Origin of the sequence: Caulobacter sp. CCNWLW153 (assembly GCF_036889365.1) — a bacterium.
In the GTDB taxonomy this organism is placed as follows: domain Bacteria; phylum Pseudomonadota; class Alphaproteobacteria; order Caulobacterales; family Caulobacteraceae; genus Caulobacter; species Caulobacter radicis.
On the sequence record NZ_JBAKFV010000024.1, the window covers coordinates 25,155 to 44,828 of the forward strand.

Consider the following 19,674-nt stretch of genomic DNA (forward strand, 5'->3'; position numbering starts at 1 on the left):
TCTCCCGCGCCGTGTTGCGCAAATTACTGCAAACGCATCGCGACTTTTGCAACTGAAAAATGGACGGATTGTCATGTTACGTGACGTCAGGCCCCGTGAAGTCCACGTTTCAAAGGGTATTTGCGGCTATTTGGCCACAGTGCGGCTGGGCTTGATGGGCTGATCGCGAGGCGAATGGATTGACAGCCTGCAAACAGCTTTGCAAATCTATGCAAAATTGACCTGGGCGACGCATCGTTCAGGATCGCGACGCTAGGGATGGAGGGGCAGGGGATGGACACCCGCAATCGGTGGGGGCGGCTGGCGGCCGCGCTCGGCTGCGCCGGCATGACCCTGACCGCCGTTCCGGCCCTGTCGGCGCCGGCCTTAGAAGCGTTCCGCGCCAGGCCTCCGCAGGACGAGGTGATCTATTTCGTCCTGGCCGATCGCTTCGCCAACGGCGACCCGTCCAATGATCGCGGCGGCCTGAAGGGGGCCAATTCGACTGAAGACCGCCTGGCCACCGGCTATGATCCGGCCGACAAGGGCTTCTTCCACGGCGGCGACTTCAAGGGCCTGGCCGGCAAGCTCGACTATGTGCAGGGCCTGGGCGCCACGGCGATCTGGCTGGCGCCGATCTTCGTCAACAAGCCGGTGCAGGGCCCCAAGGGCCAGGAAAGCGCCGCCTATCACGGCTACTGGATCACCGACTTCACCGACGTCGACCCGCACCTGGGAACCAAGGCCGACTTCAAGGCCCTGGTCGACGCCGCCCATGCGCGGGGGATGAAGGTCTATCTCGACATCGTCATCAACCACACCGCCGACGTCATCAAGCTGAAGGAATGCGAGGGCCGCCGCTGCGAGTACCGCGGCAAGGCCGACTATCCGGTCAGCCGCCGGGGCGGGGTCTCGGGCCCGGCGATCAACGCCGGTTTCGCCGGCGACGCCGACGGCTCGGCCGAGAACTTCGCGAAACTGACCCGGCCCGACTTCGCCTATACGCCCTACGTTCCGGCCGCCGAGGCCAGGATCAAGAAGCCCGACTGGCTGAACGACCCGATCTGGTACCATAATCGCGGCGAGAGCGATTTCGTCGGCGAGAGCTCGCTCTATGGCGACTTCGCCGGGCTCGACGATCTCTATACCGAGCATCCGCGCGTCGTTCAGGGCTTCATCGATATCTACGGCCAGTGGATCGACGAGTTCGGGATCGACGGCTTCCGCGTCGACACCGCCCGTCACGTCAATCCGCAGTTCTGGCAGGCCTTCGTGCCGGCCATGCAGGAACGGGCGGCAAAGCGCGGCATCCCCAACTTCCACATCTTCGCCGAGGTCGCCGACCCGGATCCCGTGGCCCTGGCCCGCTCGACCGTGGTCGACGGCTTTTCCGCCGCGCTCGACTTCGCCTTCCAGCAGGCGGTGACCGAGACCGTGGCGGGCAAGGCCGGGACCGACCGCTTCGCCAGGCTGTACGCCGCCGACGCGCTCTATCGCGGCGGCGAGGCGGCGGGGCCGCAGATCCCCACCTTCCTGGGCAACCATGACATGGGCCGTTTCGGCCGCCGGTTGCTGGTCGGCCATCCCGTCGCGCCAGACGCCGAGCTGGTCCAGCGCAACGTGCTGGCCCACGCCATGCTGATGTTCCTGCGCGGCGCCCCGACCCTCTATTACGGCGACGAGCAGGGCTTCACCGGCGACGGCGACGACAAGGACGCCCGCGAGGACATGTTCGCCAGCCAGGTCGCCGTCTACAACGACAACCGCCTGATCGGCGGCAAGGGCGGCTCGGCCGACCGCTACGACACCAGCGCGCCGCTCTATCGCGCCATTTCCGGCATGGCCAAGGTGCGCGCGGCCGAGCCCGCCCTGCGCTCGGGCCGGCAGGTCGTGCGCGCGGCCGGCGACAAGCCCGGCCTGCTGGCCGTTTCCCGCATCCACCAGGGCCGCGAGGCCCTGGTCCTGTTCAACACCGGCGCGGCGCCGGTGGACGCCCATGTCGAGGTCGAGACGACCTCGGGCGCCTGGCGCTCGGTGGTCGGGGCCTGCGCCCCGGCCGCCGCCGCGCCCGGCAGCTATCGCGTGACCATCGCGCCGCTCGACTACAAGATCTGCGTCTCGGAGGGCGCGCGCCAGTGACGACCGAAAGCTTGACCAAGCCCGCCGACGTTTCCGTCGCCACGCCCGCCGAGTGGTGGCGCGGGGCGGTGATCTATCAGGTCTATCCGCGCAGCTACGCCGACTCCAACGACGACGGGGTGGGCGACCTGCCGGGGATCACGGCTCGTCTTGAGCACATCGCTTTGCTCGGGGTGGACGGGATATGGCTGTCGCCGTTCTTCGCCTCGCCGATGAAGGACTTCGGCTACGACGTCTCCGACTATCGTGACGTCGACCCGATCTTCGGGACCCTGGCCGACTTCGACAGCCTGATCGAAAAGGCCCATCGCCTGGGCGTGAAGATCATCATCGATCTGGTCTTCTCGCACACCAGCGACGAGCACGACTGGTTCGCCCAGAGTCGCGAAAGTCGAGATAATCCGTATACGGACTGGTACGTCTGGGCCGACGCCAAACCCGACGGCTCGCCGCCGTCGAACTGGCAGTCGGTGTTCGGCGGCCCGGCCTGGACCTGGGACGCCCGGCGCGGCCAGTACTACATGCACAACTTCCTGGCCTCGCAGCCGCAGCTGAACCTGCATAACCCCAAGGTCCAGGAAGCCCTGCTCGACATCACCCGCTTCTGGCTGGAGCGCGGGGTCGACGGCTTCCGCTTCGACGCCATCAACTTCTCGATGCACGACCCGGCCCTGCGGGACAATCCGCCCCTGCCGCCGGGCGGCAAGCGCACGCGGCCGTTCGACTTCCAGGACAAGGTCCACAACCAGGGCCACCCGGACATCCCGAAGTTCCTGTCCCGCCTGCGCGCCCTGACCGACCAGTACGAGGGCCGCTTCTCGGTGGCCGAGATCGGCGGCGACCGGGCCGACGAGGAGATGAAGCGCTTCACGGCGGGGAACGATCGCCTCAACAGCGCCTACAGCTTCCTCTACCTCTATGCCGACGAGCTGAAGGACGAACTGGTCCGCTTCGGCGCGACCTCGTGGCCGGGCCATGAGGGCGAAGGCTGGCCGTCCTGGACCTTCTCCAACCACGACGCGCCGCGGGCGGTGTCGCGCTGGGCGCGCGGCCGCGACCGCAAGGCCTTCGCCGAGATGGGCCTGCTGCTGCTGATGACCCTGCGCGGCAACGTCTTCGTCTACCAGGGCGAGGAGCTGGGCCTGCCGCAGGCCGAGGTGCCGTTCGAGCGGCTGGTCGACCCCGAGGCCATCGCCAACTGGCCCCAGACCCTTGGCCGCGACGGCGCCCGCACGCCGATGCCGTGGACGGCCGGAGCGGTCAACGCCGGCTTCTCCACCGTCGAGCCGTGGCTGCCGGTGGATCCGGCGCACCTGCCCCTGTCTGTGGACGCCCAGGAAGCCGATCCCGCCGCCACCCTGCATGTCGCCCGCCGCCTGATCGGCCTGCGCGCGCAATGGCCGGCCCTCAAGACCGGCGGCATGCACCTCGTGGACACCAACACCCCGCTCTTGGTGTTCGAGCGCGGCGAGGGCGAGGCGGCGATGCTGTGCGTGTTCAACCTCGGCTTCGAGGCGGTTCCGTGGGAGGCGCCGCAGGGCTGGACGCTGGTCGACAGCGTCAACCTCGGCGCGCCAGGAACGGTGCCGCCGCTGGGCGGCCTGCTGGCGAAGCGGGGGTGAGGACGCTCCTCAAAGCCCTCCCCCTCGATGGGGGAGGGTTGGGTGGGGGTGAACCCACGCCAGCCGGTTGGCCCGGCCAGCGCCGCGTCACCCCCATCCCCGACCCTTCCCCCATCGAGGGGGAAGGGAGTCTTCTTTCATCTCCCGTCATTCCCGCCCTTGTGGCGGGATGCCCTCTGTCAGCCGCACGTGCGAGTGGGGCGGATCGCCGGCGATCCGCTTGCTGCTCACCTGCGAGCGGAGCCAGGGGTTCCCGCCACAAGGGCGGGAATGACGGGAAGAAAAGGGAAGGCGTGGGGGACGCTCTACCCCCCGCAGCTCTCGCGGATGATCAGATCCGTCGGCACGCGCTCGGAGCGGCTGGCGCCTTGCCCGCTGGCGTCGAGCAGCTTCGACACCATCAGCCGTCCCGCCTTGGCGGTGTCCTGCGAGATCGTCGACAGGGCCGGGCGCGAGTAGCGGGCGAAGGGCACGTCGTCGTAGCCGATCACCGAGACGTCGCCCGGCACCGACAGGCCCGCATGCTGCAAGGCGCGGATGGCGCCGAGCGCGATCAGGTCGGAGGCGGCGACCACGCCGTCGAACTTCACGCCGCGCTGGATGAGGCTGTCGATGCTGGCCTCGGCCGACTCGACCTCGAAGTGGGCCGGCACGATCAGGTCGGGATCGACGCCCAGGCCGAACTGCTCGACGGCGTCGAGATAGCCCCGGTGGCGCTGCATGGCCTCGGGCGCCTCGGTGTCGCCCAGGAAGACGATGCGCTTTCTACCGAGACGCGCCAGGTGCAGCGTCGCGCGCCTGGCCCCCAGCGGGTTGTCCGAGCCCACCGAGCAATAGGCCTGGTCGGGCAGCTGGGCGCCCCAGACCACGAAGCGGGCCTCGGTCTCGGCCAGGCGGTTGAAGGCGGTGTGCAGCCAGGACTGGCCCAGGAAGATCACCCCGTCGGCGCGGCTGGTGGTCATGGCCGCCGACAGGTCCTCGAAGCTGCCCGGGGCCACGTGGCTGACCAGGATGTCGCAGCCGCGCTCGCGGGCCGCCTCGCCGACGCCGGCGAACAGTTCGAGGAAGAACGGGTCCGACAGCCGTCCCTCGCGGTGCTGCGGACGCGGGACGACGATGGCGATCGTGCCCTCGGCGCCGATCGGTCCGGCGGGCATGTAGCGGCGGAACGGATAGTCCATCTCGCGCGCCAGCTTCCAGATCAGCTGCTTGGTGCGCTGGTTGACGGCGGGGCTGTCGTTCAGCGCCCGCGAGGCGGTGGAGATCGAGACGCCGGCCATCCTGGCCAGGTCTTCCAGACGCGTCGCCCCCTTGCTCACGGTGTTCCGTCCCCGTCGTCTCACGCGGCCGCAAAATTTGCCGCAAACTTTTTCACTGACCTGTTTAACGCATCGCCCGCCGTGCTTGGCAAGTGCGGCGAGGCGAGGATTTGGGGAGTTCAAGCATGATCCTGCGCCTTCTCGCCGCGGCCGTCCTGGCCCTGGCGGCCTCGCCCGCGCTCGCGGCCGTCACGGCGACCGCGACCTCGCCCGACAAGGTGCTGAGCGTGACGGTGACCACCGACAACGACGGCCAGCCGACCTATTCTGTCAGCCGCCTGGGCCGGCCGGTGGTGGCCCCGTCGAAGCTGGGCTTCATCCTGGTCGACGCCCCCAAGCTGCAACGCAATTTCGAGGTGACCGACCAGAAGACCCGCAGCGTCGACGAGACCTGGGACCTGCCCTGGGGCGAGCGCAAGAGCGTGCGCAATCGCTTCAACGAACTGCGCGTCACCCTGGTCGAGAAGACTCCCCTGCACCGGCGTCTGGACGTGGTGTTCCGGCTCTATGACGACGGCCTGGGCTTCCGCTACGAGTTCCCCGAGCAGCCGAACCTGAAGACGGCCCGCATCGGCGAGGAGCTGACCGAGTTTTCCCTGGTGGACGAGGCCACGGCCTGGTGGATCCCAGCCTACGAATGGAACCGCGAGGAATATCTCTACAACACCACGCCCGTCGAAGAGGTGTCGGTCGCCCAGACGCCGATGACCCTGCGCACCAAGGACGGCCTGCACGTCTCGATCCACGAGGCCTCGCTGGTCGACTATGCCGGCATGAACCTGGCTCGCGCCCAGGACCGTCGCTTCAAGGCCAGCCTGACGCCGGGGATCGGCGAGGCCAAGGTCGAGCGCGCCCTGCCGTTCCCCACCCCCTGGCGCACCTTGCAGATCGCCGACAGCGCCGGCGGCCTAGTCACCTCCAGCCTGATCCTCAATCTCAACGAGCCCAACAAGCTGGGCGACGTCTCGTGGATCAAGCCGATGAAATATGTCGGCGTCTGGTGGGAGATGCACCTGGATCACAAGACCTGGGGTTCGGGCCCCAAGCACGGCGCGACCAATGACAACGTCATGCGTCACATCGACTTCGCCGCCAAGCACGGCCTGGGCGGGGTGCTGGTCGAGGGCTGGAACAAGGGCTGGGGCGGCGCCTGGTTCGCCGACGGCTCCGAGTTCAGCTTCACCGAATCCTATCCGGACTTCGATCTTGCGAAGCTGACCGACTACGCCCGCAAGAAGGGCGTCGTGCTGATCGGCCACCACGAGACGGCCGGCAACACCGTCGTCTACGAGCGCCAGATGGACGCGGCCTTCGACCTCTACAAGTCGGTCGGCGTGCCGGCCGTGAAGACCGGCTATGTCGCCGACGCGGGCGGCGCCCAGGTGACCGGGGCGGACGGCAAGGTCCACTTCGCCTGGCACGAAGGCCAGGCGATGGCGCAGCATCACCTGCGGGTGCTGGAGGCGGCGGCCAAGCGACAGATCGCGATCAACGCCCACGAGCCGATCAAGGACACCGGCCTGCGCCGCACCTACCCGAACTGGATCAGCCGCGAGGGCGCGCGGGGCATGGAGTTCAGCGCCTGGGGCCAACCGGGCAACCCGCCCGAGCACGAGGCCAACCTCGTCTTCACCCGCCTGCTGGCCGGGCCCATGGACTACACGCCGGGCATCTTCGGCATGAAGACCAAGGCTCCCGACGGCGTGGCCACCACCTGGGCCAAGCAACTGGCGCTGTACGTGGTGATCTACAGCCCGATCCAGATGGCCGCCGACCTGCTCGAGAACTACGAGGCCAACCCCAAGCCGTTCAAGTTCATCGAGGACGTGCCGGTCGACTGGGCCGACACCAGGGTGGTCAATGGCGAGATCGGCGACTTCGTCACCATCGCCCGCAAGGACCGCAAGAGCGACGACTGGTACCTGGGCGCGATCAGCGACGAGCAGGGCCGGGTGCTTTCGGCGCCGCTGTCGTTCCTGGATCCGGGCCGCAAGTACCGCGCCGAGATCTATCGCGACGGCGACAAGGCCGACTGGAAGACCGCTCCGCAGGACATCGTCATCGAGACCCGCGAAGTGACGGCGGCCGACGTGCTGGAGCTGAAACTGGCCCCCGGCGGCGGCCAGGCGATCCGCTTCGTGGCGCTCGGGAAGCGCTGAGCGTTTCCTTCCTCCCGTAAAATCCCCGCGAAAGCGGGGACCCAGGTGTTTTATCCTCGAGCGCCGCGCGTTTCAGAAAGAGCCTGGGCCCCCGCTTTCGCGGGGGTTTTACGGTTTGGGGCTCAGCCGAACACCAGCGACCGGTGCGCGCCCACCCCCGCCAGCACCCCGTCCGCCGAGGCCAGGGTGGCGTTGTGGTTGGCCCGCGCCGCGTCGCCGGCGGCGAAGACGCCCGGCGCGCTGGTGGCCTTCCAGTCGTCGACGGTGATAAGCGGCCCCAGCGGGCCGTCCTCCAGCGCGCAGCCCAGGCGCTGGGCCAGGGGGCTGGCCATGCGCACGGTCGGCGAGGCGAAGATCGCCTCGATGGCCACGATGCGGCCGTCGGCCAGGCGGGCGCCCGAAAGCTCCGGCTCGTCGCCCAGCAGTTCGACCACCGGAACTTCCTCGATCGCAACGCCGCGGGCGGCCAGTTTCTCGCGGGTCTCGGCGTCGATCGGCAGGCCCTGGCTGAACAGGGTGGTGGGGCCCCAGTCGGGGATCATCCGGGCCTTGTGCAGGTCCATCGGGCCGCCGGCCAGCACGCCCAGCCTGCGGTCGCGCGCCTCGTAGCCGTGGCAGTAGGGGCAGTGCAGCACGGTCGCGCCCCAGCGGGGCTTGAGGCCCGGGATGTCGGGCAGCTGGTCGGCGACGCCGGTGGCCAGCACCAGGCGCTTGCCGCGCACGGTGCGGCCGTCGTTCAGCGCGACGGAGAAGCTGCCGTCCTCGGCGCCGGCGTCACGCGCCTCGCCTTCGACGAACGAGACGGTCGGATAGGCCGCCAGCTGTCGGCGGGCCTCGCGCAGGATGTCGAACGGAGCCTTGCCGTCCTGGCCGAGAAAGCCGTGCGAGGCGTCGGCGAAGCGGTTGCGGGGCAGGCCGGCGTCGACCACCAGCACGTCGCGGCGGGCGCGGGCCAGCTGCATGGCGGCGGACAGGCCGGCGAAGCTGCCGCCGACGACGATGACGTCATGATTCATGATGGGGGTCCTTGCAGCCCGCCGCTGGCAGCACGACGCGGCGCGGGCCGATCCGGGCGGCCAGGTCCGCCAGGGTGATCTTGGAGAGCCGCTCGTCCAGCAGCCGGCGGGCCTCGGCCACGGCGTCGTCGAGGGCGGCGTTGACGGCGAGTTCGACGAGGCAGCCGGGGCTCTCCTCGGCCTTGCCCAGCGCCAGCAGCGGCTCGTCCAGCGCCGCCTGGATGTCGGCCAGGCTGACGGCGTCCAGCGGCTTCAGCAGGGTCCAGCCGCCGCCGTGGCCCTTGGTCGAGCCGACGATGCCGGCCTCGCGCAGGCCCGCGAAGGTGCGGCGGATGACCACCGGATTGGTCGCGGCCCAAGAGGCCAGGACTTCCGAAGTCAAAGCCTTGTCGGCCTGTTCGGCCATGTGCAGCAGCACGTGCAGGGCGACGGAGAGGCGGCTGTTCCGTTTCATGTAATTGTATATGTTACGTGATGGGGCGCGGCGCAAGGGGGCTAAGGGTGGCAAGCGGTCGTTCAGAGGCTTCTCGCCGTTCGCCGAAGCCAGCGCCGTTGAAGAGGGGCGGGGCGATGGCGGCAAGAAAGACAGTGAGGACTAGATCGGCTCGAGCATCTCGGCGAGCGCCAGCACCGCCGTCCACGTCCGCCCGGTGATCCGCGTGCCGAGGGTCTTCTCGACCAGACTGGTGGTCAGTTTCGAGCCGCCGACGCCGTCGGGATAGATCGCATAGATCTGGCGGCTTTCGGCCCGCGCCTGCTCGGTCCCGCGGATCGCCGCGCGCAGGGCGCCCATGGCTTTCTTGTCGGGGGTGTCCTTGCAGAACAGAGTCATCAGCCAGCCCGGATCGGCCGCCGCGAAGTCCGGGAACGGGTTGGCCGCGACCAGGGCCCGCCAGGCCTCGGCGGTGCGGACATAGACATCGGTGCGCAGGCCCAGCCGCGCCATCAGCTCGGTTTCGATCTGGGTCTGAAGTTCCGCGCCGGTGCGCTCGTTGCTCTCAAACACCAGGTCGCCGACCTTGGGGCCCATGCGGACTTCGGTGTGGCCGAGATCGGTCAGCAGGCCGGTCAGTTCGTCGGCGGTGATCAGACGACCACCGGCGGCGTTGACGCCGCGCAGCAGGGCGATGTGGAGGGACATGGTCGGGCCTTTCGAACGAGGCGGCTGTTTAAGCCCTGGGCGGGCCGCCGTCGCGGGGGATTTGAGGCCGGCGCTTCGGCAGGCCTCCGGAGCGGCAGAGCCGGGTCGTGAACGAAGTTGGTCCCGCCGCCTGTTTCGGACGGTCAAATCAGCGTCGCGAGCGAGCGCCTGTTTCGGTCAGCACCCGCCCTTGTGGCGGGAAAACCTCTTTCAGCCGCGGAGGCGTGGGCGGGAATGATGGTGTGCAAATTTATGAGAATTATTGCTGATCGTCGACGGCCTTCATCTCGGGGGAGGTCTCGCGGACGCCAGGCCGAAGGTCCATTCCAGCGCCGATTTCGCCCTCGATACCGGCCATAATCCCACTTCGCCGTTGCATCGCCCCGCGCCCCATGCGCAAATGCACGCCGCAAAGCGCAATGCAAATATTTGCGCAAACGGCCGGGAAAACCGGCGGCGTCAAGGCGGGGAAGCGATGACCAAGGCCAGGCTGAGCCTCTTCCAGATCTGGAACATGTGCTTCGGGTTCTTCGGGATCCAGATCGGCTTTGGCCTGCAAAACGCCAACACCAGCCGCATCTTCCAGACCCTCGGCGTCGAGATCGACCATCTGGCCATCCTGTGGATCGCCGCGCCCGCCACGGGCCTGTTGGTGCAGCCGATCATCGGTCACCTGTCCGACAAGACCTGGGGCAGGCTCGGCCGTCGGCGGCCCTACTTCTTCTGGGGCGCGATCCTGACCACGGCCGCCCTGGTCCTGATGCCCAACTCGCCCACGCTGTGGATCGCGGCCTCGGCGCTGTGGATCATGGACGCCTCGATCAACATCACCATGGAGCCGTTCCGGGCCTTCGTCGGCGACAACCTGCCCGACGAGCAGCGCTCTACCGGCTACGCCATGCAGAGCTTCTTCATCGGTATCGGCGCGGTCTTGGCCTCGTGCCTGCCGTGGATCCTGACCAACTGGCTGGACGTGGCCAACACCGCCCCGGCCGGCCAGATCCCGCCTTCGGTGCGCATCGCCTTCTATGTCGGCGGGGCGGCGCTGCTGGCCTCGGTGCTGTGGACCGTCTTTTCCACCCGCGAATACTCGCCCGAGCAGATGGCCGCCTTCGAGGCCGCCGACGCGGCCGCCAAGGGCGAGGCCATCGCGACCGAAGCCGGCCCGGGCCGCGCCGTTTCGGCCTACCTCACCGGCGGCGCGATCTGGACGATCGCCGGTCTGGCGGTCGCCGCCGGCGTCTATGCGGCCCGGCTGGAGAAGGAGCTCTACGTCCTGGCCGCCCTGATCGGCGGTTTTGGCCTGGCGCAGCTGGTCGCCGGCCAGCTGAAGCGGGCGGGGCGGACCGGCAACGGCTTCTCCGAAGTGGTGGAAGACCTCTTCGCCATGCCCGCCACGATGAAGCAGCTGGCGGTGGTGCAGTTCTTCTCGTGGTTTGGCCTGTTCGCCATGTGGATTTACACGACCCCCGCCGTCGCCGCCTTCCACTATGGCGCCAGCGATGCGACCTCGGCCGCCTACAACGCCGGGGCCGACTGGGTGGGGGTGCTGTTCGGCGTCTATAACGGCGTGGCGGCCCTGGCGGCCCTGCTGATCCCGGTCATCGCCCGCGTCGCCAGCCGCCGCGTCGCCCACGCCCTGTGCCTTGTTCTGGGCGGGCTTGGCCTGTTGTCGTTCCTCGTGATCCGCGACCCCAAGCTGCTGGTCATCGGCATGGTCGGCGTGGGTTTCGCCTGGAGCTCGATCCTGTCGTCGCCCTATTCGATCCTGTCGGGCTCGGTGCCGGGTCGGAAGATGGGCGTCTACATGGGCATCTTCAATTTCTTCATCGTCATTCCGCAGCTGCTGGCCGCCACGGTGCTGGGCCTGCTGCTCAAGACCTTTTTCGGCGGCCAGGCGATCTACGCGCTCGTGCTGGGCGCGGCCTCGTTCCTGATCGCCGCCGTCTCCGTCTTCGCCGTCAACGACCCGGGCGAGCCCAAGCGGCTGGCCAAGTCTGCTTCGTGAGGCCCCTCATGCGTACCCTCAAGACCCTGATCCTGGCCGCCTCGGCCCTGACCGTTGCGTCGGCCGCCCAGGCCGCCGAACCGGCCACCACCTGGGCCTATTCGGCCAAGACCGCCGTCGGCGCCGCCTACGAGGCCTATGTCGACGGCGCCTACAAGGACGGCGGCCCGACCGGCGCGGTCTCCAAGGTGTGGTTCTCGGTCGCCGACGGCGTGCTGACCGAAACCATGTACGGCCTGATCCACGAGGCCCAGATCAAGCAGATGCGGATCGCCGTGAAGACCGCCGACGGCGTCGCCGTCGAAGGCCGCGACACGACCGCTCGCACAGAATATCTGTATACGGACAAAAAGGGTCGACCGCTGTCGCCGGCCTACCGGATCACCACCACCGACAAGGCCGGCCGCTTCGTCATCGAGAAGCGGATCTTCACCGATCCCGACCGCCACGCCCTGTTCCTGCGGGTGACGATCAAGGCGCTGAGGGGCTCGGTGACGCCGTTCCTGGTGCTGGAGCCGCACATGGCCAACACCGGCGGAAACGACGTGGGCTCGGCCGGCGCCCAGGCCCTGACGGCCGGCGAGGGCAAGGTCTACCTCACCTTGCGCGGCGACCGTCCCTTCGCCAAGGCGGCCGCCGCCAGGCTGGAAGGCAATGACGCCCTGAAGATCCTGGGCGACGACGGCGTGCTGGCCGGCGGGGCGGAGGCCAAGGGCGCGATCGTGCTGGCCGCCCAGCTGCCGACCCAGGCCTCGGGCAGCGCCACCTACGACTTCGCCATCGGCTTCGGCGCCGATCCGGGCGCGTCGGCCCAGACGGCCATGGCCAGCCTGAAGACCGGCTATGACGAGGTGCTGGCCCGCTACAACGGCGAGGGCGACCGCGTCGGCTGGAGCGACTATATCGCCTCGCTTTCCGAACTGCCGCGCGTGGCCAAGGAAAGCGCCGACGGCGGCAAGCTGGCCTATGCCAGCGCCCTGATGCTGAAGGTGCAGGAAGACCGCACCTATGCCGGCGCCCTGATCGCCTCGCTGTCCAACCCCTGGGGCGACACGGTCGACGCTTCCAAGCCCTCGACCGGCTACAAGGCCGTCTGGCCGCGCGACTTCTACCAGTGCGCCATGGCCCTGGCGGCGCTGGGCGACAAGGAGACGCCCTTGGCCGCCTTCCACTACCTGCCCACCGTGCAGGTCGGCGAGAAGACGCCCGGCAACAAGGGCGCCGGCGGCTGGTTCCTGCAGAAGTCGGAGGTGGACGGCACGCCCGAGTGGGTCGGTGTCCAGCTCGACCAGACGGCCATGCCGATCATGCTGGGCTGGAAGCTGTGGAAGCTGGGCTGGCTGTCGGAGCCGGACCTTGCGACCTACTACGCCCGCATGATCAAGCCGGCGGCCGACTTCCTTGTCGACGGCGGCAAGGTCGGCATCGGCTGGAACAAGGCCACGATCACGCCGCCCTACACCCAGCAGGAGCGCTGGGAAGAGCAGGACGGTCACTCGCCCTCGACCACGGCCGCGGTGATCGCGGGCCTGGTCACCGCCGGCGAGATCGCCGACCTGGCGGGCGACGCCAAGTCGGGCGACCGCTATCGCGCCACCGCCGACGCCTATTCGGCCAAGGTCGAGGCGCGGATGTTCACCACCAGCGGCAAGTTCGGCGACGGCGCTTACTTCATGCGCCTGAACAAGAACGAGGACCCCAACGACAAGGCCCCGATCGGCGCGGCCAACGGCCAGATCGCCCCGCCCGAGGACGAGGTCGTCGACGGCGGTTTCCTGGAGCTGGTCCGCTACGGCGTGCGCCGGGCCGACGACAGCCATATCGTCGGCAGCCTGCCCGAGCTGGACGACACGGCCCGCGAGGACATGTATCGCGTGCGCTACGACTTCAGCTTCCCGGGCGTGAAGGGCGAGTTCCCCGGCTGGCGGCGCTACGACGTCGACGGCTATGGCGAGGACGCCAGGACCGGCGCCAACTATGGCGAGGGCGGCGAAATGAGCCCCGGCCAGCGCGGGCGTGTCTGGCCGATCTTCACCGGCGAGCGCGGCCACTACGAACTCGCTTTGGCGGCCGAGAAGGGCAAGCCTTCCAAGGCCCAGATCGCGGCCATCCGCGCCCGCTACGTCAAGGGCATCGAGCTCTTCGCCAACGACGGCCTGCTGATCCCCGAACAGGTGTGGGACGGCGTCGGCGCCAAGACCCGCCACCCCTACGTGACCGGCGAGGGTACGGATTCGGCGACGCCGCTCGCCTGGTCGCACGCCGAGTACCTGAAACTGCTGCGCTCGCTGGCCGACGGCCAGGTCTGGGACCGCTACGAGCCGGTGGCGGCGCGGTACGCCAAGTAGGAGCGGGGCGTTCCGCCCGGGCTCGCCGTCGGCTACGACTTGGTCCCGGGAGGAACGCCATGACCGGTCAGCCGATCACGCTGAGACTGCGCATTCAGGACCCGGTTCCGGGCGTCGCCTACAGTCTGCAGGACAAGAAGAACCATCCCGTGGAGCCGGTGACGGCTTCGGACGCCCCGCTGGCCCTCGACGTATCGGTGCGCCTGGCGCCCGGCCCACGGTTCCTCGGCGAATTCGTCCGCAGCGAAGGGCCCAGCCGGCGGTTCGTCTACATCGCCATCGGAACCTCGGCCGGCCAGCACGGCTCGCCCTGGACGAGGCGCGCCAAGATCGACATCCACACCATCCCGGAAGGCCTGCTGGCCAAGGCCCTGGAGGGTGGTGCGGTGCTCGAGGTGCTGCTGCCCGGTCGCGCCAGGGACGGCGGCCCGGCCTGCGCCACGGTGGTTCCGCTGGAGGGCTGGCGCGTGGTCGGTTGACGGCCGCCTTCCTCTGGCCCTCGACTCCGGCTAAGAACGGAGCATGAACGACGCCGTCGACCCCTACCTGATCCTCGCCCTCGTGTTCCTGCTGGCCGCTGCGGGCGCGGTGGTGTGGGCGATCATGGCGCAGCGCAAAGCCGCCGCCGCCACGCAGGAGGCCTGGCGGCTGGGCTCGCAGCTGGAGCAGGCGCTGGAGCGCCATCGGATGCTGGAGGACCAGTCGGCGACCCAGATCGAGCTGATCCGCGCCCAGGCCGAGAAGAGCGCCCAGGCCGTGGCCGAGCAGCTGATCAAGCGGGCCGACGAGAACGCCAAGAGCCGCGACCAGCTGACCCACGCCCGCCTGGAGGCCCAGTTGAAGCCGGTGGCCGAGACCCTGGCCAAGTTCGAAGCCCAGGTCACCGCGGTCGAGAAGTCGCGCGCCGAAGAGAGCGGCGGCCTGAAAGCCCAGATCGCCGCCCTGATGGAGGCCTCTGCCGCCACCCAGACCGAGGCCCGCAAGTTGTCGGCCGCCCTGCGCCGCGGGGCAGGCGTGCAGGGCCGCTGGGGCGAGCAGATGCTGCGCAACGTGCTGGAGATGGCGGGCCTGAAGCACGGGGTCGACTTCACCGAGCAGGTGCAGTTGGACGGCGGTCGGGTCCGTCCCGACGTGGTCGTGCGCATGCCGCGCAACGCCGCCTTCGTCATCGACGCCAAATGCTCGCTCAACGCCTATCTGGAAGCCCAGGACGCGCCCGACGACGTCACCCGCGAGGCCGCCTACCTGCGCCATGCCGCCAGCTTGCGCGCCCACATCCAGTCGCTGTCGGCCAAGGCCTATTGGGACGCCCTGGAGGTCTCGCCCGACTTCGTGGCGATGTTCGTGCCCGGCGACGGCATCCTGGCGGCCGCCCTGGAGCGCGCGCCCGAGCTGATGACCGAGGCGATGGAAAAGCGGGTGATCATCGCCACGCCTTCGACCCTGTTCGCCCTTTGCAAGGCCGTGTCCTACGGCTGGCGCGTGGAAGAGCAGGCCAAGAACGCCGTCGAGGTCGCCGCCCTGGGCCGAGAGCTCTACAAGCGCGTCGCCGACATGGGCGGCCACGTGGCCGGCGTGGGCCGCTCGCTGTCGGCCGCCGTCGACAAGTACAACGCCTTCGTCGGCTCGCTGGAGAGCCGGGTGCTGCCCAAGGCCCGCGAGTTCGAGAAGCTGAAGGTCGAGCACGGCGGCAAGGGCATCGAGGAACTGGCGGCCGTCGACACGGCCGTGCGGCCGGTCACCAAGCTGGAGATCTCGCAAGCTGATGAAGGGGTGGGACAAAACCCCGCCTTGACCCTCGGAAACGGGACGCCTACCTGAGTCTCGTTATGGCTATCCGTCGCATCCTCACCATCGATAATGCCGCCGACCTGGCGACGCTGAAGAAGATCTCCACGCCCGTCGAGGCCGTCACCGACGAGGTGCGCGCCCTGATGGACGACATGCTGGAGACCATGTACGACGCGCCCGGCATCGGCCTGGCCGCCGTGCAGATCGGCGAGCCCGTGCGCATCATCGTCATGGACCTGGCCCGCGAGGACGAGGAGCCGGCGCCGCGCTACTTCATCAATCCCGAGCTGTTCGATCCGTCGGAAGAGCTGTTCGTCTACGAGGAAGGCTGCCTGTCGGTGCCGGAATATTTCGACGCCGTCGAACGCCCGGCCCGCATCAAGTTGCGCTACCTGAACTACCAGGGCGAGAAGGTGGAAGAAGAGGCCGAGGGCCTGTTCGCCGTCTGCATCCAGCACGAGATGGATCACCTGGAAGGCGTGCTGTTCATCGACCACCTGTCGCGCCTGCGCCGCGACCGGGCGATGGCCAAGGCCAAGAAGGTCGCCCGGGTGGCGTGATCGCCGCTGCATCGAATTTCAGAAGAGCCCCGGCCCCAAAGGCCGGGGCTTTTTCTTTGATCCTTCCCCGTTTCACGGGGGAGGAGAAGGAAGGCGCCCAACAAGATGCTCCCCCTCTGGGGGAGGTGGCCCGGAGGGCCGGAGGGGGGCGTTTTCAGCTGCTGCTGAACTAGTCGATCATCGCGCCACACCCCTCTCCGTCGGCTTCGCCGACATCTCTCCCTTCAGGGAGAGGGGTTCCCCCGCGCAGCTTCCCGCGCTAACCCGCATCCCCGATGCCCCAGTCCGTACGCACCGCCTATCGTGAGCGCCTCGCCGCCGGCGAGATCCGTCCCGACGTCGCCCAGGCCGCCGCCATCGACGCCCTGGCCCGCCTGGAGTCCGACCTCGACAACGCCGGCGAGCCCAGCTTCTCGTTCTTCGGCCGCAAGCCCAAGAGCCAGCGCGGGCTCTACATCTGGGGGCCGGTCGGGCGCGGCAAGTCGATGGTCATGGACCTGTTCTTCGACAGCGCCCCGGTGCACCGCAAGCGCCGCGTCCACTTCCACGTGTTCATGGCCGAGGTCCACGCCCACATCGACGCCTGGCGCAAGGGCGACGCCGCCGAGCGCAAGGCGCGCTTCGGCCGCCACAAGGGCGACGACCCGATCGCGCCGACGGCCGAGCTGATCGCCGGTGAGGCGAGGCTTCTGTGCTTCGACGAACTCCAGGTCACCGACATCGCCGACGCCATGATCCTGGGCCGGCTGTTCGAGGCGCTGTTCGCCGAGGGGGTCACGCTGGTGGCCACCTCCAACCGCCCGCCCGACGACCTCTACAAGGACGGCCTCAACCGCCAGCTCTTCACGCCCTTCATCGCCATGCTGAAGGAGAAGATGGAGGTCGTCGCCGTGCGCGGTCCGGTGGACTTCCGTCTCGACCGCCTGCGGGCCGGCCGCACCTGGCTGTCGCCGGTCGACAAGGCCACCGAGGCCGAGTTCGACACGCTGTGGGCCGACATGCTGGACGGCGCCGAGGAGACCGGCGCCACGCTGGAGGTGATGGGCCGCAAGCTGCGCCTGCCGCGCGCCGCCGGCGGCCTGGTGCGCAGCTCGTTCGCCAGCCTGTGCCAGCAGGCGCTGGGGCCGCAGGACTACCTGGCCCTGGCCGAGCGCTTCCACACCATCTTCCTCGAGGACATCCCTCTGCTGGTCCCCGAGAAGCGCGACGCGGCCAAGCGCTTCAACACCCTGATCGACGCCCTGTACGAAGCCGACGCCAAGCTGGTGGCCCTGGCCGCCGGCGAGCCCGAGGCGCTGTATCCGGCCGGCGACGGCTCGTTCGAGTTCGAGCGGACGGTCTCGCGCCTGCAGGAGATGCGCTCGGCGGACTACGTGGGACGGGTAAGGGACTGAAGACCCACTAAACTCCCGTCATTCCCGCCCTTGTGGCGGGAACCCCTCTGTCAGCCGTTGGGACGGTAGGGGCGGACTGCGGGGCAGTCCGCTTGCGCTTCACTTGCGAGCGGAACCAGAGGTTCCCGCCACAAGGGCGGGAATGACGGGAGATCAGGGTGGGAGAGGGGCCCTCTAGAACACCCGGTCCAGCGACACCGTGAACCGGCAGGCCAGCCCCGCCGGCTCGTAGTCGATCGCCACCTGCCCGCGCAGTTCGGCCCCGATGCTGCGTTCGATCAGGCGCGAGCCGAAGCCGCGGCGGGCGGGGATGGCCACGCGGGGGCCGCCGGCCTCGCGCCATTCGAAGGACAGCATGCCCAGCGGCTCGGCGGACCAGCTCAGCAGCAGCCGGCCGGTCTCGGTGCTCAGCGCGCCGTACTTGGCGGCGTTGGTGGCCAGTTCGTGAAACACCATGCCCAGCGACAGGGCCACGCGGGCGGGCAGGTTGAGGTCGGGGCCGTCCATGACGATGCGCGCCGGATCGTAGGGCGCCAGTTCCTTGCCGAGGATCTGGCGAAGGCCCGCGCCGGCCCACTGGCTGTCGGTCAGGGCGTTGTGGGTCTGTGACAAGGCCAGCAGCCGCGCCTCGAAGGCCCGTACGAAGGCCTCGGGTTTCTCCACGCCGCGCAGGGTCTGGCGGGCGATGGCCTGCACCGTGGCCAGGGTGTTCTTGACGCGATGGTTCAGCTCGTCGAGCAGCAGGCGCTGCTGTTCGCCGGCCAGCACCTTGTCCGTGACGTCCGAGCCCTCGACCAGCACGCCTGAGACCGCGCCGTCCGGCTCGACGATCGGCTGGTAGATGAAGTCGAGGAAGCGATCCTCCAGCGGCCCGTCCGGCGTGCGCTGCAGGGCGACCTTGATCTCGCGGCCGACGAAGGCCTCGGCGGTGGCGGTCACCCGGTCGAGCAGCGCCACGAAGCCTTGCTCCACCACCTCGGGCAGGGCCTCGCGCAGCGGCAGGCCCACGACGTCGCGCCAGCCGATCAACTGGCCGTAGGCGTTGTTGACCAGGTCGAAGCGGTGCTCGGGACCGCGCAGCACGGCCATGAAGCTGGGCGCCTGCATGAACAGGCGCCGCAGGTCGTCGTTCTGGGCGCCGGCCGCCCCGGCCCGCAGCAGCACGTCGTCCTGCAGCATGGCCATCTCGCCCCGGCCGAAGGCGACTTCCTTCAGGCGCTGGATGGCGGTGACGTCCTGGGTGTGCTGGACGATGTATGCGGTCTTGCCGTCGGGACCGGGAATCGGGGTGTGGGTGGCGCTCCAGATCCGGTCCTCGAAGCCGCCGCCCAGGTGGGCTGGTCGCTCGATGGCGTAGGGGATCAGCGGCAGGTGGTCGACCTTGCCCAGGTCGCGGGCGCGCAGCAGCGAGCTTTCCAGCCGCTCGCGCGACTCGCCCTGGCCGGGGAAGGCGTCGAACAGGAAGGCGCCGTCGAGCTCGCTCCAGGCGCGGGCCACGGCGTCCAGATAGGCCTGGTTGGCGGCCACGTAGCGCAGTTGGCTGTCCAGCATCATGTACGGGGTCGGCAGACGATCGAACACCGCCGCGAAATCGATCGACCCAGTCATCGCCTGAAGGTCATCCCCCGTTGAACAGCCAGCGATAACGCAAGCTTTGCTAGAGAGGTTCCTTCATTCTCCCGTCGGGTGAAATGCGAACGTATCTCAAGTAACGGCCGTTTCGTTGACACCCCGGCGCTCGCGCTTAAAAGCGTCCCGCAACGCACAAATCCACAGGTTGGACGTAAAAATGACCGAGACGAGCCGGGGGCTCCCTGAGCGTCCGCTGTCGCCGCACCTCCAGGTCTGGCGCTGGCACATCACCATGGCGTGCTCGATCCTGCACCGCGCCAGCCTGTTCGCCCTCTATGTCGGCGTCCTCCTGCTGGCCGGCTGGGCCCTGGCCCTGGCCTCGGGCCCCGAGCACTACGCCTGCTACACCGACGTCCTGGGTTCGGTGCTGGGCAAGCTGGTGCTGTTCGGCATCACGGTCGCGGTCTTCTACAACGTCGCCTACATCGTCCGTCAGAGCTTCTGGGACCTGGGCAAGGGCTTCGATCCGAAGACGGCCAACCTGACCGGCGTGGTGGTCATCGCCTTCGCGATCGTCGCCGCCGTCGTCACCTGGATCATCGCCCTCGCGACCGGAGCGATCTGAC

At 68.8% G+C, this 19,674-nt stretch carries 15 protein-coding genes; 10 read left to right on the top strand and 5 right to left on the bottom strand.

Going from position 1 to position 19,674, the window contains the following annotated elements; genetic code table 11:
- Positions 1–273 precede the first annotated feature (273 nt).
- Positions 274–2,118, top strand: coding sequence for an alpha-amylase family glycosyl hydrolase (locus tag V6S85_RS25280; RefSeq protein WP_442885735.1), 1,845 nt, complete (start codon positions 274–276; stop codon positions 2,116–2,118).
- Positions 2,115–3,740 (top strand): alpha-amylase family glycosyl hydrolase, encoded by a 1,626-nt coding sequence (locus tag V6S85_RS25285; protein WP_334350651.1) that lies wholly within the window; start codon positions 2,115–2,117, stop codon positions 3,738–3,740. The genes V6S85_RS25280 and V6S85_RS25285 overlap by 4 nt, the downstream gene beginning before the upstream one ends.
- Positions 3,741–4,045: 305 nt before the next feature.
- Here V6S85_RS25285 and V6S85_RS25290 read toward each other — a convergent pair whose 3' ends face one another.
- Positions 4,046–5,083, bottom strand: a complete 1,038-nt coding sequence (locus V6S85_RS25290) for a LacI family DNA-binding transcriptional regulator (RefSeq protein ID WP_339593562.1) — start codon at positions 5,081–5,083, stop codon at positions 4,046–4,048.
- 101 nt (positions 5,084–5,184) lie between these two features.
- On the opposite strand from V6S85_RS25290, the gene V6S85_RS25295 reads away from it, so the two are divergent.
- Positions 5,185–7,218, top strand: a complete 2,034-nt coding sequence (locus tag V6S85_RS25295) for a glycoside hydrolase family 97 protein (protein ID WP_334350652.1) — start codon at positions 5,185–5,187, stop codon at positions 7,216–7,218.
- A 122-nt stretch (positions 7,219–7,340) separates the two neighbouring features.
- Here the strand turns inward: V6S85_RS25295 and V6S85_RS25300 are convergent, their stop codons facing one another.
- The 3 genes from V6S85_RS25300 to V6S85_RS25310 form a co-directional block, all read right to left on the bottom strand.
- Positions 7,341–8,234 carry an NAD(P)/FAD-dependent oxidoreductase gene (locus tag V6S85_RS25300; protein WP_334350653.1) on the bottom strand — a complete coding sequence of 298 codons (894 nt, stop codon included), beginning with the start codon at positions 8,232–8,234 and terminating at the stop codon, positions 7,341–7,343.
- Entirely contained in the window at positions 8,224–8,688 is a 465-nt protein-coding gene (locus V6S85_RS25305) for an RrF2 family transcriptional regulator (protein ID WP_116568970.1), read from the bottom strand. Before V6S85_RS25305 ends, V6S85_RS25300 begins: the two co-directional genes overlap by 11 nt.
- Positions 8,689–8,829: 141 nt before the next feature.
- Complete coding sequence (locus tag V6S85_RS25310; RefSeq protein ID WP_116568971.1) at positions 8,830–9,375, bottom strand: DUF1697 domain-containing protein; 546 nt, start codon at positions 9,373–9,375, stop codon at positions 8,830–8,832.
- Between the two features lie 475 nt (positions 9,376–9,850).
- Here V6S85_RS25310 and V6S85_RS25315 point away from each other — a divergent pair, with 475 nt between their 5' ends.
- The 6 genes from V6S85_RS25315 to zapE all read left to right on the top strand — a co-directional run bounded on the left by V6S85_RS25315 (position 9,851) and on the right by zapE (position 17,476).
- Positions 9,851–11,383: an MFS transporter gene (locus tag V6S85_RS25315; protein ID WP_334350654.1), complete on the top strand. Its 1,533-nt coding sequence runs from the start codon at positions 9,851–9,853 to the stop codon at positions 11,381–11,383.
- A gap of 8 nt (positions 11,384–11,391) precedes the next feature.
- Positions 11,392–13,731 carry a glucan 1,4-alpha-glucosidase gene (locus tag V6S85_RS25320; protein WP_334350655.1) on the top strand — a complete coding sequence of 780 codons (2,340 nt, stop codon included), beginning with the start codon at positions 11,392–11,394 and terminating at the stop codon, positions 13,729–13,731.
- A 59-nt stretch (positions 13,732–13,790) separates the two neighbouring features.
- A complete protein-coding gene (locus tag V6S85_RS25325) occupies positions 13,791–14,210 on the top strand; it encodes a DUF5990 family protein (protein ID WP_334350656.1) in 420 nt (139 codons plus the stop codon).
- A gap of 43 nt (positions 14,211–14,253) precedes the next feature.
- Positions 14,254–15,552, top strand: coding sequence for a DNA recombination protein RmuC (gene rmuC, locus V6S85_RS25330; protein ID WP_334350657.1), 1,299 nt, complete (start codon positions 14,254–14,256; stop codon positions 15,550–15,552).
- A gap of 8 nt (positions 15,553–15,560) precedes the next feature.
- Positions 15,561–16,082, top strand: a complete 522-nt coding sequence (def, locus tag V6S85_RS25335) for a peptide deformylase (RefSeq protein ID WP_116568976.1) — start codon at positions 15,561–15,563, stop codon at positions 16,080–16,082.
- 275 nt (positions 16,083–16,357) lie between these two features.
- A complete protein-coding gene (zapE, locus tag V6S85_RS25340) occupies positions 16,358–17,476 on the top strand; it encodes a cell division protein ZapE (protein WP_334350658.1) in 1,119 nt (372 codons plus the stop codon).
- A gap of 174 nt (positions 17,477–17,650) precedes the next feature.
- Here zapE and V6S85_RS25345 read toward each other — a convergent pair whose 3' ends face one another.
- Complete coding sequence (locus tag V6S85_RS25345) at positions 17,651–19,084, bottom strand: sensor histidine kinase (RefSeq protein WP_334350659.1); 1,434 nt, start codon at positions 19,082–19,084, stop codon at positions 17,651–17,653.
- Positions 19,085–19,265: 181 nt separating this feature from the next.
- Between V6S85_RS25345 and sdhC the strand changes: the two genes are divergently transcribed.
- Positions 19,266–19,673: a succinate dehydrogenase, cytochrome b556 subunit gene (gene sdhC / locus V6S85_RS25350; RefSeq protein ID WP_116568979.1), complete on the top strand. Its 408-nt coding sequence runs from the start codon at positions 19,266–19,268 to the stop codon at positions 19,671–19,673.
- Position 19,674: the final 1 nt, after the last annotated feature.